Consider the following 14,316-nt stretch of genomic DNA (forward strand, 5'->3'; position numbering starts at 1 on the left):
CAGGACCCGCTCGCTTGCCGTCAGGTGATTGTAGGATGGCATCGGTGCAACACCTTTCCAGGGATTGTTATTTCTCTTTCAACCCACAACCCTAGCCGAGGTGTTGCACTTGCACTTTGAAAACGGGTAGTACGCGCCGACGAAGCAAAGTCAAGGATATCGCCGATATTCCATTTGATGGCGCGTCGAGGATGATAACCGTTGTTCACAGCGATTGCCCTGCCCAGGGTCGCCCGTCCTAGCGTGGCGTGTCGAGTGAGGGCGTGTCACCGAACAGGAGTCGTGTCTGTCGTTCGTTCTCCAGGCCGATCATAGGTTGCGCGGCCAGGCTGGTCCGCGTGCGTTCTTGCGCGCGGAGGATGATTTCTTCGGCGCCAAACCGGTGTCCGGGTCGGCGGCTTCCCGCCGCCGCATGTTGGGTGCCCCCTGCGGGACTCGAACCCGCAAGCCAAAGGCGATGGATTTTAAGTCCACTGCGTCTACCGATTCCGCCAAGGGGGCGTCCCCTTACGGGGAAAGCATGGCAGTCGCTTGCACGACTGCAACTTCTCTATGCTAGCATGCGGCACGCCGGTATGCCGTTATGACCCGCCCTCCTGTTCCACAGCGCAAGTCATGCCGGCGCGTTTTCAGCGTGCAGCAAGCAAACGACGCCCGTAATCCAGCACGATGCCGTCAAGCAGACCATGTTCGCTGGCCACGAACGAATCGATCGCCGTGCCATGGTCCTCCAGCGCCGCCTGCGATACGCGGGCGAGCACCCGGCTCCACACCAGCGCACCACCGCCGACCACATCAATCCTGCCCGGGTGAATGGTCTTGTATGCGCGACGATCCTCGCGCGTCATCCGCAGGAACCGGTCATCGACAGCGACCGCATCCTCAATCGACAGTCGGTGGCCGTCCACGGCGGAATGATCGTACTCCTTCAGTCCCATGGCAAGTGCGGTCATTGTGGTCACGGTGCCCGACACACCGATGATGGTACGGGTCTTGCCTGCCGGAACCGTGCGGAAGGCCTCATCGATATGCTCGTCGATGTCGGCGACAGCCTCGTCGATCTCCTGCTGGGTCGGCGGATCGGTGTGCAGGTGCCGTTCGGTCATGCGCACCGAGCCGATATTCATCGAGAATGCGGCTTGAACATCGGTTTCGGTCTGTTCGTCTCCCCCTCCGAGCACCAGTTCGGTGGACCCGCCGCCCAGATCGACCACCAGATATGGCGGTTCGAGCTCGCCGCGCGGAACGACGCTTGTTGCCCCGAGGAAACTCAACGCGGCTTCTTCGGTGCCGGGAATGACCTCCGGACGCACACCGAGGATACGCTGGATCTCATCCTCGAATTCCGCACGATTTTCCGCGTCTCGGGTTGCGGACGTGGCCACGAACCGAAGCCCGTCCACCGGATGTTCCGCCAAAATCTGCGCGAACTCATGCGCCGCCGCATATACACGCTCAAGCGCCTCATCGGCGAAGCGATGCGTTTTGTCTACATCCTGTCCAAGCCTGACGACCCGCAGGACGCGCGGGACGATATCCTCGTACCCATTGGCGTCGACGCGTGAAATCTTCAGGCGGATGGAATTGGTGCCGCAATCGATGCCGGCGACCGTTACGGACTTCCCCGTACCACCGCATTGTTGCGATGCAAGCTGTGTCATACTGTTTCCTTTCCCTGTGCGCCGACCAATACACCGTCGGCGGATGCGACTTCGGTTCGTTGCCGCGCTCGGCGTTATCGTTCCTGCGATAATCGCCCGATCTGCTCATCATCGACTACCGTAGTGCACCGGCAGACCGTGGGGCTGAATTCATCGCGGATCCGTTCGAGCGTCATATCGCCGATCGGGTTGGCGCCATGCCCCATCACCATTGTCTGGGCGAGCAACGCATGCAGACATTTCACGCGTGTGGGCATGCCGCCAGCGCTGATGCCCGCGATATGCTCCTCGCTGTCGCCAAGCCGTACCGCAAGCTCGTGGCGGAAGGTGAGATACCGCCGATGCGCAAGACCGTATGCCTGGGACAGTTCGGCATCTTCCTCCAGCTGCTCGTTGAGCTGCTTCATTACGCCTGTTGCCTCGACATGAGAGACCGCTTTGACCGCTTCGGGGCTGGTCAGATAGCAGGTCGTCGGGAACGGGATGCCGCCGGGCAACAATGGCCGGGTCAGCACCGCCAGAGGACGGCCGCACACGCAGCGGGCACCGACCGCGACCATGCCACGCGGAAAACGGCCGAGTTGTACGTTGACCGTCGCGATGTCCTTGGCTGTCGGGGGCTGCGCCAACAGACGGTCAAGCAGCATGCGAGCCTCACGCTCAAGCTGCTCCTGCTCAAGCTGTTGCTGCGTTGGGGTTGCACTCGCCGGTGTCATCAGATGCTGTTCCTCCTGTGGTGTGTCTTGCGGTTGTGGTTTGGGTTCGTTATGTTCTTGTCGTGGGCTGACTGGTCGTGGGCCGAGGGTGTGCAAGCGAGGCATCAATCGGGTTGAAGCCGGCTGCCCGGACAGCCCGGACAGCCGCCCTCTTACTGGGATGCGGATGGCGAAGCCGACGATGATGCCGACGGCGAAGCCGAATCGGATGCGCTTGCTGACGGCGAGGGACTGGCGTCTGATTCCGCGCTTGACGCTGAGCCCGTGCCGTCGCTCGAGGAGCTGCTGCTGTTGGACGTTGATTTGGATGGGGCGTCCGCCTGTTCGAATGCGTAGGCAAGCTCTTTGTACCACGGCAAAGCTGACTGTTGATCCTGTGCACTTGATGTGCTGCCGCTCTTCGAGCTGGTTGAACCGGTCACCGCTTCGGGGTGTTCGACCCGGACCGAAACCTCCCCTGGGAACACGAATCCGAGACGTTCGCGCGCTTGGGCGGTGACATATGCCGTGTCGTCCCAGCGGGCGATATCGTTCTCCAAATCCTGCTTCTGCGCTTCAAGCGTGGCTTCCTGTTTTTTCAAACCGTTAAGTTCAGACAGGCTCAACGCGTAATCGTGGAATGTGGATACCAGTTGCATCAGGCCGATAATCACGATGATCACCGCGATGAAAAATGAGACCGGCCCGCTGTTGTTGTGCGTTTTGGCTGTCTGCTGGGAGCGCTGACGCGCCGGTTTTCGCGAACTGGTTGTCATAATGACGAAAATACCCGTCGCATTCGACTTGCGAACACGACGGGTATTGCGCGATGCGCGGCACATCGAGAGACATGCCGTCAGCACACTGCTAGTGAGCTAGACCTAGACTCACTTGGCGATGTACTTCTTGCAGGCCTTGAAGGCGCTGTAGCCGGCATACTGGGCTTCGGAACCGAGCTCGTCCTCGATCTCCAGCAGACGGTTGTACTTGGCGATACGCTCGCCACGAGCCGGAGCACCGGTCTTGATCTGGCGGGTGTTCTTGGCAACCGCAAGATCGGCGATGGTGGTGTCGGAGGTCTCGCCGGAACGGTGGGACACCATGGAGGTGTAGCCGTTGGCGGTTGCCAGCTCGATGGCGTCGAGGGTCTCGGTGACGGAGCCGATCTGGTTGAGCTTGACGAGCAGGGAGTTCGCCGCGCCCATGTCGATGGCCTTCTGCAGACGCTTCGGGTTGGTCACGAGCAGGTCGTCGCCGACGAACTGGAGACGATCACCGAGCTTCTTGGTGATTGCAGCCCAGTCTTCCCAGCCCTCTTCCTCGAACGGATCTTCGATGGAGACGATCGGGTAATCGTTGATGAGCTTCTCGTAGAAGTCGAGCATGTACTCGGCGTCACGCTCACCACCCTCGAAGTGATACTTGCCGGCCTCGCCCTTGCCGTAGAACTCGGAGGACGCGACATCAAGGCAGATGCCGATCTGCTTGCCAGGCTCATAGCCGGCATCCTGGATGGCCTTCATGATGTAGTCGAGCGAATCGCGGTTCGACTTCATCTTCGGAGCGAAGCCGCCCTCGTCGCCGAGACCGGTGGCCAGGCCGTCCTTCTTCAGCTCGTTCTTCAGGGTGTGGTACACCTCGACGCCGGCACGCAGCGCCTCATGATAGGTGTCGAAGCCGTACGGGGAGATCATGTACTCCTGAATGTCGGTGGCGAAGTCGGCGTGAGCGCCGCCGTTCATGATGTTCATGTTCGGAACCGGCAGGATGTGGCCGTTGGTGCCGCCGATGTAGCGGTACAGCGGCAGGTCGGCGGACTCAGCGGAGGCATACAGCGCAGCCAGGGACACGCCGAGGATGGCGTTGGCACCGAGCTTGCCCTTGTTCGGGGTGCCGTCGAGCTCGATCATCGTGTCGTCAAGAGCACGCTGATCGGCGGCATCCATGCCGATGACCTTCGGAGCGATGACTTCGTTCACGGCCTTGACGGCGTTGAGCACGCCCTTGCCCTGATAGCGGGACTTGTCGCCATCGCGACGCTCCCAAGCCTCTGCGGCACCGGTGGAGGCGCCGGACGGAACCAGGCCGCGGCCCTGTGCGCCGTCTTCGGTCTCGAGATAGACCTCGACGGTCGGGTTGCCACGGGAATCAAGGATTTCGCGCGCGTATACGCTTTCAATTGCTGCCACAACTACTCCTTTTGCTCAGGTTGTGATGACAATGTCAAGGATAGTGGAATTGTTGGACGATATCGTCGATTTCACTCACTGTTCCCTGTGAGCGTTCACAGCAGGCATGCGGTCATGAATTGATTCTGATATAGAGAGAGCCAGGTTGCCATTCCCAGCTATTCTGATTGGAACTTACCCAATCAACATAGTTCTAGGAATGTTGCGCAACCTGATAGTCTCTGTAATTCCCGCGGTCGCTTCCTGTCGCAACCACAAATCCGATATGGTCGCAACTCCCGTCGATGCCATGGTCAAGACCTATGAAATCGCCTGGAGACAGCCACGTGCTGAATTTCCGGTGGTCAAAGGCCCAAGATTTCCAACCGAAAAACTTGGAAAACGCATGTGCGTTGACCCATGCGGTTGTTCCTCCCCCTGACACATATCCCCATGTCGGAAGATGGAACGGCTCTCCGCCGGCGCGTCGGATTTGTGACGCGAAATTCGTGCAATCGTTCTCCTTGTAGTATCGGTAGCTCGAATTCGGTTGCACGGCATAACGAAATGCATACTGATATTCGTTCTGTCGATTCAGCTGACGAAGGGGTGGCGTCTGCTGTTGCAAGTAGTCACCTTGAACGGAATCAGACACGGCATCACCTAGAGAAGGGCTAAGTTCTGTTTCAACTTCACTGATTGTGTCCAGTTGCAACTTCGCTCGCTTTCCGTCAAGGACCTGCGCAGCCTGAGCAATTACCAAATTATCGCTGGAGTTCTCGAAAATATCGAAAAACGTCAGGAACAATGCTTCAGTATGCGGGTCCAACGCTCCTGCAGAACCAGCATCATGCGTATTGTCATACGCGTTGAACGCCTTGCGGTATTGAGCCCAGTTCGCCGTACTTAGCGGTTCCACATGCTCTTGCGACTCAATGCGTTTCATCGCCTCCGGTATTTTCCCGCGAAGAGCATCAATCGCTTGCTGGGGATCGTGGAATACGCAAAGTTTCGGATAAGTCGTGGATCCCACCGATTCTGCTTGAGGGTAGTCAATGCTGCCCAGCTCAGCGATGAGGGGCGTGCGGCATAATTGCATCCCTCGGTATTCAACAGGCGATAACGTCTGAATCCAACGTTGTGCCTTTGCATGTTCTTGAGGCGTAGTAACTTCCTGTGCAGTGGCTGGCGCCGCCACCATAGCAGCGGCACATAGTGCTGCGAGCATTCCAAGCGTACGCTTGATGCGATGTCGTGCGCCTGGTGCGTGATTATCCTGTTTCATTGTTTTCTCCTTGATTGGTTATTTCTTCTTGATATCGAAGCGCTGATGCCTACGCACCACCGCCCACATCCTGATCTGCGGCGATCCACATGGTTGTGACCCATTGCGGGATGAGGCCGCTCGTCTGCACATCAGGTTCGCAGCGTCCGAGCGAACGATCCGAGGCGGCGTCATCGTGGCGCAACGGGAAGATCGACCCATCATCCTGCCGAACCAGCGTGACGCGCTCGGCGGCGCAACTGTCCAGATGCAGCATTTTCGGGTCATCGGTGTCCTGCTCCACCGCGACCACATAGGCAACCGCGCGGCGGTCATCACCCTCACAACCCATGACACGCACGCCGACGAACCCGTCATCCAAACCGATTGACGCGGCCGTATGGTAGTCGGCCAGCGAATGGTGCACCGCGGACGTGACCTTCCCCGGATCGGTCACGCACATGCTGTTGCGCCGGGTCAACGGGGTCATCGACCGATAGGCGTCCGCACCATTGGTGTATGAGGTCATGAGATATCCCAACCCCTGCCAGCGTTGCACGTGCGCGGCGACACCCGTATCCGCAACGCCAGCATGGGCCGCCCGGGCTATCTGGACAGGACGCGCGAAACGCGGTTGCTTCCAGTTGAGGTATTGACTTACGTCGACAGCGACCACGGCGAGTACCAAGGTGAGGGCCGTAATCAGGCACGCGGCGAAGCGAAGAATCCGCATCGGCAACCGGGAACATTCCGGTATTGCCGACCACTGTGCGGAACGCGTGTGCCGTGTCTGCCGCATCGAAGGTGTCGAGACTGTGGAATGGTTCATATCTTGCATCCCCGCCTTTCCAACGAGATCACGTAGAACCTCAGGACCACACGGCAGAAGGGGCGGACCAGCTTCCCGGCTGCCGGATGATGTTCGGATAGTGCTATCGTCGCAGAAGCCTGCCAACGCCGCAACGACGCTGAAGATTTCTTTAGATTCGGCTTGAAACAGCCGGTATCGCCATACACTGAAACCATGACGAACACAGATGATGCCCCCACGCCGTCCCGGCGCCATGGCGATGCTTCGGCCCGCCGAGCCATGCCCCAAGGACATATCACCATTGGGCTGGTCGAGAACGACCCGTATGCGCTTGCGCTGCTCCGGCCGCAGATCGAACGGCTGGACCCGCGATTCAGCATCCTGTGGGCGGTTTCGACCGGCGCGAAGGCAATCCACCATTGCCTATTCACTTCCCCACGCCCCCAGGTGCTCGTCATCGATATGGGATTGTCCGACATGCCTGGCACCCGAGTATGCGAGATATTGCGACAGCACGATTGCCCCGCCGGCGTGGTCGGCATCACCGCGCTACCGACCGCGGATTGGGCGGCACGGCTCGCAGCATGCGGAGGCCAAGCGCTGATTGCGAAAGACCTGATCCGCGGCAACCTGCGACCCGCAATCGTCGCCTCCGCGGCAGGACAGGCATATCAAAGCGAGGGCAACGGCACAAGCGGCCCGGAGCATGCCGGCAACGCGGAGGAACATGCCTCCGACCGGCCTGTCACAGGAGGCACTGCACTCTATCCCAGTGTGCAAGAGGCCATCGCCTGCCTCGGCAACACCGGGCAGGGTACGACCGAATCGGCGTCGGCGACAGCTACAGCTACGGCGTCGGCTCAGCCGCCGGCCAACCCGTTGAGTCCCCGACAGCAGCAGGTGCTGACCGCCTACGCCGCCGGTGAGACAACCGGCCGTATCGCCAAAACCCTGCACACCAGCAACGCCACCGTGTATGTGCATCTGCATGACGCACTCGCGCGGCTGGGCGCCGCCAGCAAAATCGAAGCCATTGACATCGCCAGAAAGAACGCGTGGATCCATGTTGAGCAATACCGACAATAATGGCAATAACACAGGCGACAACACCCGAGACGCCAAACCCGGAGCAAGCCATCACGACATGCCAGGCCGCATTCGGCGGAACAACGGCATTCACCCGGCCGTCGGGCGGCCGAACGTGCCACTGCTCATCGCGGCCATCGCCATCATCGCGATAACGGGCGTTGAAACCGCGATATTGTGCGGAAAATGCGACCTGATGTCGGTCATCATGGTCATCGCGGCAACCGTCAGCATCAGTGTCGCAGTGCTGTCCATCGCATGGTGGCCGGTCCAGGGCGCATTCCTCACCATGGTCGTATGGACCATCTGCTCACTGGTGCCCCCGAGCACACTGCTGCTCCCCCAGTCGCTCTGGCTCGGCGTGCTGCTCGCCGTCATCGTGCTGGCACGCGTCAACGCATTCCTCGCCTTGGGCATGCTCGACTGCACCGTGCTGATTTCACTGTCCGCGGCGGCGCTGATCTGGCAGATCCGCATCGATTCGATGACATGGGGCGTCGCCATACTCATACTCGGCGTGGCGACACTGGCGCTCGCGGGCATTGGCGTCGCACAGTATCTTGACAGGCAGCGCAGGCGGCGGGAACAAGACGAACGGGCGCGCAGCCAAGAACAAGTCATGCTGCGTCTGCACGACGATGTCGCCAACCGGCTGAGTCTCGCCTCAATACGGGCGCATGACCTAGCGAAAGACTCGTCGGACCCGCAATCCCGCGCGCTCGCCAAGGACATCGACGATGCGCTCGCTGGAACGCGCGATATCGTGCGGATGCTTGACACACAGGGCGAGGCCGGCAACGCGGACAACGCGGGATTCGAAACCTGTGGCAAAGCCGCGTCGATGGACGCATTCCAGCTCGTGGACAATCATCTGGACGCTGGACGCGCGCTGCTCACCGAGCATGGGGTGGAAGGCATCATCACCAACTCGATTCCCACAGGGACAACGGTTGACAAGGCACAAGCCGGGCTCATCGGCGATCTGCTTGACGAACTAGCCATCAACATCCTGCGGTACGGCGACCGTGAAGGCGGGTACGCGCTCAGTGTCGGATGCCGAGGCGACGACATGACCATCGCCCTATGCGACACGATGAAATCCGATGCCGGGGCACGAGAGGAATCAGATGTGCGGAAATCAAGGGGTGTCCTAGCGCCGACCTCGCAAGGTGCATCGACGGGCAACCCCTCGAAGGACTCAGATGGAGCTGCGTCCGACTGTTCCGCGAATAGTCCCTCGAACGGTTCCGCGGATGACACTGCCCAATCGGGCACGCGGCTCGGATTACGCGGACACGCGCGGCTCATCGAACGTCATGGCGGCTCGATGACTTGGGATCAGGCCGACGGAAGCTTCAGCCTCGAAGCAATGATCCCGTTGCATGACTACACCGGTGCAGGCGATTGAAGCTCTCACGGCAGGCGTCGCTGACCGCCTACTCGCCCGCTCTCCTACTCGCGCTTGTGCCGACGGGCGCATACCAGCCAAGCCGCCGACACAAGCATGGTTGGCGCCATCAGATAGTGCGCGAATACTCGACAATCCGCCCGGTGACGTCTTTCAGATAGTCGATTGAACAGGTCCAATCGCCGGGAACCTCGATGGAATGGTTGGCGTCCGGGTACGTGCACACCCGCTCGGTGAGCAGATGCGCCTTGGCCTCGTCGAAGTAAGGATCCGCCGTACCCGCGCAAATCAGCGGCTTCGGCGCGTGCTCCGCCCCCGGCAGAGGCGCAGGGATCACCGACTTGTGCACGTCGAAGGGTGGCGGGTTGAGCACCGGGGTCAACAATGCGACATGCAGGCCCGCTCTTGCCGCGTGCGGGAAGGACAACGTGGACAGGGATTTCGTGACCACCAGCAGCTTCGGCGTGGTGCCCACACTGACAGCAGAATCTGTGGAATCGCCGGAAACACTGTGGCCATCGGAATCACCAGAGGCGCCAGAATCGGCGGAATCCTGCGCATGATCCGTGGCGTCATCGGCTGGCGCATGGTGCGCGGCGATGGTCGCGCGGGCGACGGATTTCGCCTTCCACACGTCGATGACCCGCTCCATGCAAGCGATCATCTCAGGGAATTCGACGTCTTCGGTCAGGGTGAGCGCAAGACGGTCAACATACCAGCCCTCGGCGGCGAGCGCCTGCGACGCCCAGTACAGCAACGGGCGATCGACGGTGTAGCCGATGCCCGGCATGATCAGCGCGTGTTTGATGGTTTCCTCAGGTTTGACGCGGTTTTTGCCCCACGGGGTGAGCGCGGGGATGACGTTGCGCCATTCGTTCGTGGATGATGTGGTGCTGTTCGTGTTGTGTTTCATGACGCTTCCAGCTTCGCGCGACGCTTCGACAGCGGCGGTGTCTTGCATGGGGAATCTCTGATGACTATCCGCGGCTGTGGTGCGACCGGTCAGTCGCACCACAGCCCGATCAGTCACTTGCCGACTGCCCGGGGCTTCCACTGCAAGTCGTCGAGCAGCTGGTTGGTCCAGGCGATCACTTGGTCTCCAGGCATGGGACCCGAGCCCAGCGATCCGGCGAACGGCGCGGGGATCGTCAACGTGCGGGTGAGCGGCCGGTACTGGGCTCCCGGGTAGATGCGCTGCAATCGCATCATCATGGATTCCGCCGGCTCAATCCCGCGGATGCGCACGTTACGCCCTTGGGCGATGATTTCGGTGATGCCGAGGTCGCGCGCCTTGTTGCGCAGCCGGGCGACGGCGAACAGCGAATCCAGTTCGACCGGTGGCTTGCCGTAGCGGTCGGTCAGTTCGTCGCGCACATCGTCGAGATCCTGTTCGCTGCGCGCCGAGGCAAGCTTGCGATACGCCTCGAGACGCAGTTTGTCGGAATCGATGTAATCGACCGGAATCGACGCCTCGATCGGCAGATCGATACTGACGGCGACTGATTCCTTGCGCTCAGGCTCCTTGTACTCTTCGACGGCCTGCGACACCATGCGTACGTAGAGGTCGAAACCGACCCCTTCGATATGCCCGCTCTGCTCGTCACCCAGCAGGTTGCCGGTGCCACGCAGCTCAAGGTCTTTCATCGCCACGTCGAATCCCGACCCCAGTGATGTGTTCTGCGCGATGGTCGCGAGCCGGTCATGGGACTGTTGGGTCATCGGCTTGGACGGGTCATACAGGAAGTACGCGTAGGCGCGTTCCCGTCCTCGGCCGACGCGGCCGCGTAGCTGGTGCAGTTGGCTTAAGCCGAAGCGGTCGGCATGATCGACGATCAGCGTGTTCGCATTCGAAATATCCAGTCCGGTTTCGATGATTGTCGTGCATACGAGCACGTCGATATCGCGATGCCAGAAATCGCGGATGATCGCGTCAAGCTGCTTCTCCCCCATTTTGCCGTGCGCCACGCCGATTTTCGCTTCGGGCACCAGCTGATGGATCTTGTCGGCTGTGGCATTGATGGAGTCGACGCGGTTGTGTACGTAGAACACCTGGCCGCCACGCAGCAGCTCTCGCCTGATGGCCGCCGTGACTTGCGCGTCCTCGTACGGGCCGACGTAGGTGAGCACGGGCAGACGGTCTTCCGGCGGGGTGGCGAGCGTGGACATCTCGCGGATGCCGGTCACCGCCATTTCCAAGGTGCGCGGGATCGGCGTCGCAGACAGGGACAGGACGTCGACGTTCGTGCGCAACGCTTTGAGCGTCTCCTTATGTTCGACGCCGAATCGCTGTTCCTCATCGATGATCAGCAGGCCGAGATCCTTGAACTTGATTTTCGGGTTAAGCAGCTTATGCGTGCCGATGACGACATCAATCGACCCGTCTTCCAGCCCTTTGATGGTCTGCTTGATTTCCTTCGGGCTTTGGAAGCGGCTCATCGCGGCGACATCCACAGGGAAGCCCGAATAGCGTTCCGTGAAGGTCTCATAATGCTGTTGCACGAGCAGCGTGGTCGGCACGAGGACGGCGACCTGCTTGCCGTCCTGGATGGCTTTGAAGGCGGCACGTACCGCGATTTCGGTTTTGCCGAATCCGACGTCCCCGCAGATGAGGCGATCCATCGGCACGGGCTTTTCCATATCGGCCTTGACTTCGTCGATGGTGGTCAACTGGTCGGGGGTCTCCTGATACGGGAAGGCGTCCTCGAGTTCCTTCTGCCACGGGGTGTCCGGGCTGAATGCGTAGCCTTTGGTGCGTTGGCGGGCCGAATACAGGCGTACCAGATCCTGGGCGATCTCGTGGACATGCTTGCGTGCCTTCGCCTTGGTTTGTGCCCAGTCGGAGCCGCCGAGTTTGTTGAGTTTGGGGGCGTCCGACCCGATGTATTTACTGATTTGGTCGAGCTGATCGGTGGGGATATACAGTTTGTCTGCGGGCGCGTTGCGTTTGCTGGGCGCGTATTCGACGACCAGGTACTCCCGTGTCGTTTTCGCCCCGGCCGGGCCGATCGAACGCTGTTGCATGCCGGTATACCGCCCGATGCCGTGCTGCTCATGGACCACATAATCGCCGGGCTTGAGTTCCATCAGATCGATGGCTTTGCGCCTGCGTTTCGGCGTCTTGGTCTGCCCGACGGCGCTGGAACGACCGGTCAGGTCACGTTCGGTGAGCAAAGCGATTCGCGCGTCCCGGTCCACGAACCCGTCGACGGCACGCGAACGCACCACGTCGAAGCGTGTGATGCCGGTTTCGTTCACGGCGCGCTTGAGCCGGGCGAGCGTTCCTTGGGCGCCGGCGGTGATGGTGACGGCGAATCCGGCGTCGATCAGCCCCTCGATACCGGTGGCCGCTTTCGTTTCGTCACCGCGGTATTCCTGCGGGGAGCTTGCGCCGATGCGCACGTTGCCCGGCAGACCTGGGTCCACGCCGAAATCGGAGAGTTTCCACACCTCGTCGCGTGAATATGCGAGCGAGCTGATGGTTTCCTCGTAATCGAGGAAGCTGGCCTGGTCGAAACTGATCGGTGCTCCGGCGCCATGGCCGCTTGCCGCGACATGCCAGCTGGCGGCGAGGAATTCGTTCGCTGTTTTCGTCAAGTCGTCCGCCGCCCGGCGCAGCCGTTCAGGGTCGGAAAGCATGATGACCGCACCTTGGGGCAGCATGCGCTGCACCGGCTGCATGTCGTCGATCAATGCAGGCATCAACGATTCCATGCCTTCCACAGGGATGCCGTCCGCAATGGAGGCGAGCATGTCCTCGGCGTTGGGAATCTGGCCGATCAGGGATTTCGCCCGGTCGCGCACTGCTTGTGTCAGTTGCAGTTCACGGCACGGGGTCGCCCACACGGTATGCAGATCATCGCCGTACGTACGCTGGTCTGAGGCGTGGAATTGCTTGATGGTATCAATCTCATCGCCGAAGAATTCGATACGAACCGGGTGCGGGATGGTCGGCGGGAACACGTCCAGAATGCCGCCGCGCACCGCGAACTGCCCGCGATCCATCACCAAGTCGACACGGGTGTAGGCGTTCTCGACCAACCGGGCTGCCGCCTCGTCAAGCGGCAGATCCTCCCCCGCGGTGAACACCAGCGGTTCGACATCGCCCAGGCCGGCGACCACCGGTTGGATGAGCGAGCGCACCGGCATGACCAGCACTCTGATCGGGCCGAATAGGCTGTTTCCGGGTTCCGGGTGCGTCAGACGGCGGAATACCGCCATACGGGAGGCGACCGTGTCCGCGCGCGGCGAGAGCCGTTCATGCGGCAGTGTCTCCCATGCTTCAAGTTCCACGATATCTTGCGGATCGCCGTCATACCAGCTGCGGATCGCCTCGACAGCTTCCTGCGATTCCCGCCCCGACGGCACGATGACGACGACCGGGACGCGCTGCGCTGTCGCCGCCGCCAGAGCCGGACGGATGCCGGGCACGGCTTCCACATCGAGTATCGGCTCGTGGCTCTCATTCGCTGGCACGTCGATCAGTCCGTGTGACACATCGTGGAAGGACCGGTCACGATCGAGTTGTTCCAGCAGTCCGCAGAGCGCGCCGGCGGTGGGCGCTACTGGCGGCACAGCGGGAGCTGAGGGCACTGCTGGTGACTGCTGCTCACCGGCCATTGAACTGCTCCTGTGCGCGGCTCAAACCGGAAAAGATGATGGTTTCCGCGGCGTCGGCCCCATCGGCGAGGAATTCAGGCAGCTGTTTGCGCTGATCCGGACCGAACCCTCCCAACACCCAGTTGACGGTGTTGTCATGTGCGTTCGGGCCGCGACGGGCGTGCCCCACCCCGAGCCGCACACGCGCGTACGCATTGGTGCCAAGCGAACGGTCGATGGACTTGATGCCGTTATGCCCGCCGGCGGAGCCTCCGGCCTTGACTTTGATACGGCCGAATTCGAGGTCCATATCATCGTGAATCACCACGACATGCTCGGGCGGAATCTGATAGTAGGAGCTGATGGACGCCACCGCGGTGCCTGATTCGTTCATGTAGGTGAGCGGTTTGGCGAGGAAGAACTTGATCGACCTGCCTTGCAGGTTCATTACGCCTTTGCCGAGCATCGCGATGCCTTTATGATCGCTGAAGTTCACCGACCAGCGTTCCGCCAAGACGTCCGCCGCCATGAATCCCATATTGTGCCGGGTGCCCTCGTATTGCTTGCCCGGGTTGCCCAAACCTACCACCAGCCAGAAATCAGACGCCATGCCGTTCCTCTCCCTCA

11 protein-coding genes and 1 tRNA gene are annotated in these 14,316 nt (G+C 60.9%); 2 read left to right on the plus strand and 10 right to left on the minus strand.

Annotated features, from left to right (window positions below; all coding sequences use genetic code 11):
- Positions 1-420: 420 nt before the first annotated feature.
- From DSM100238_RS00005 to DSM100238_RS00035, 7 genes are all read right to left on the minus strand, one after another.
- Positions 421-501: transfer RNA gene (locus DSM100238_RS00005), tRNA-Leu, on the minus strand.
- A gap of 128 nt (positions 502-629) precedes the next feature.
- Positions 630-1,661, minus strand: coding sequence for a Ppx/GppA phosphatase family protein (locus DSM100238_RS00010; protein ID WP_152354725.1), 1,032 nt, complete (start codon positions 1,659-1,661; stop codon positions 630-632).
- 74 nt (positions 1,662-1,735) lie between these two features.
- The gene (locus DSM100238_RS00015) at positions 1,736-2,308 is read right to left on the minus strand and encodes a DUF501 domain-containing protein (RefSeq protein ID WP_167510965.1); all 573 of its coding nucleotides are present in this window, start codon (positions 2,306-2,308) and stop codon (positions 1,736-1,738) included.
- Positions 2,309-2,529: 221 nt separating this feature from the next.
- Positions 2,530-3,132 carry an FtsB family cell division protein gene (locus DSM100238_RS00020; protein WP_152354937.1) on the minus strand — a complete coding sequence of 201 codons (603 nt, stop codon included), beginning with the start codon at positions 3,130-3,132 and terminating at the stop codon, positions 2,530-2,532.
- A gap of 111 nt (positions 3,133-3,243) precedes the next feature.
- Positions 3,244-4,545, minus strand: coding sequence for a phosphopyruvate hydratase (gene eno, locus DSM100238_RS00025; protein ID WP_026502538.1), 1,302 nt, complete (start codon positions 4,543-4,545; stop codon positions 3,244-3,246).
- Positions 4,546-4,738: 193 nt separating this feature from the next.
- Positions 4,739-5,809, minus strand: coding sequence for an amidase domain-containing protein (locus tag DSM100238_RS00030; protein WP_152354727.1), 1,071 nt, complete (start codon positions 5,807-5,809; stop codon positions 4,739-4,741).
- Positions 5,810-5,858: 49 nt separating this feature from the next.
- On the minus strand, positions 5,859-6,626 hold the full coding sequence (locus DSM100238_RS00035) for a hypothetical protein (RefSeq protein ID WP_152354728.1): 768 nt from the start codon (positions 6,624-6,626) through the stop codon (positions 5,859-5,861).
- A gap of 186 nt (positions 6,627-6,812) precedes the next feature.
- Between DSM100238_RS00035 and DSM100238_RS00040 the strand changes: the two genes are divergently transcribed.
- Positions 6,813-7,685, plus strand: a complete 873-nt coding sequence (locus tag DSM100238_RS00040; RefSeq protein ID WP_152354729.1) for a response regulator transcription factor — start codon at positions 6,813-6,815, stop codon at positions 7,683-7,685.
- Positions 7,663-9,093, plus strand: coding sequence for an ATP-binding protein (locus DSM100238_RS00045; protein WP_152354730.1), 1,431 nt, complete (start codon positions 7,663-7,665; stop codon positions 9,091-9,093). The genes DSM100238_RS00040 and DSM100238_RS00045 overlap by 23 nt, the downstream gene beginning before the upstream one ends.
- Positions 9,094-9,202: 109 nt before the next feature.
- Here DSM100238_RS00045 and DSM100238_RS00050 read toward each other — a convergent pair whose 3' ends face one another.
- The 3 genes from DSM100238_RS00050 to pth all read right to left on the minus strand — a co-directional run bounded on the left by DSM100238_RS00050 (position 9,203) and on the right by pth (position 14,299).
- Entirely contained in the window at positions 9,203-10,054 is an 852-nt protein-coding gene (locus DSM100238_RS00050) for a hypothetical protein (protein WP_152354731.1), read from the minus strand.
- Positions 10,055-10,119: 65 nt separating this feature from the next.
- Positions 10,120-13,710 carry a transcription-repair coupling factor gene (mfd, locus tag DSM100238_RS00055; RefSeq protein ID WP_240812247.1) on the minus strand — a complete coding sequence of 1,197 codons (3,591 nt, stop codon included), beginning with the start codon at positions 13,708-13,710 and terminating at the stop codon, positions 10,120-10,122.
- Positions 13,700-14,299 carry an aminoacyl-tRNA hydrolase gene (gene pth, locus DSM100238_RS00060; protein ID WP_152354732.1) on the minus strand — a complete coding sequence of 200 codons (600 nt, stop codon included), beginning with the start codon at positions 14,297-14,299 and terminating at the stop codon, positions 13,700-13,702. The genes mfd and pth overlap by 11 nt, the downstream gene beginning before the upstream one ends.
- Positions 14,300-14,316: the final 17 nt, after the last annotated feature.

Origin of the sequence: Bifidobacterium apri, assembly GCF_009299485.1 — a bacterium.
In the GTDB taxonomy this organism is placed as follows: Bacteria; Actinomycetota; Actinomycetes; order Actinomycetales; family Bifidobacteriaceae; genus Bifidobacterium; species Bifidobacterium apri.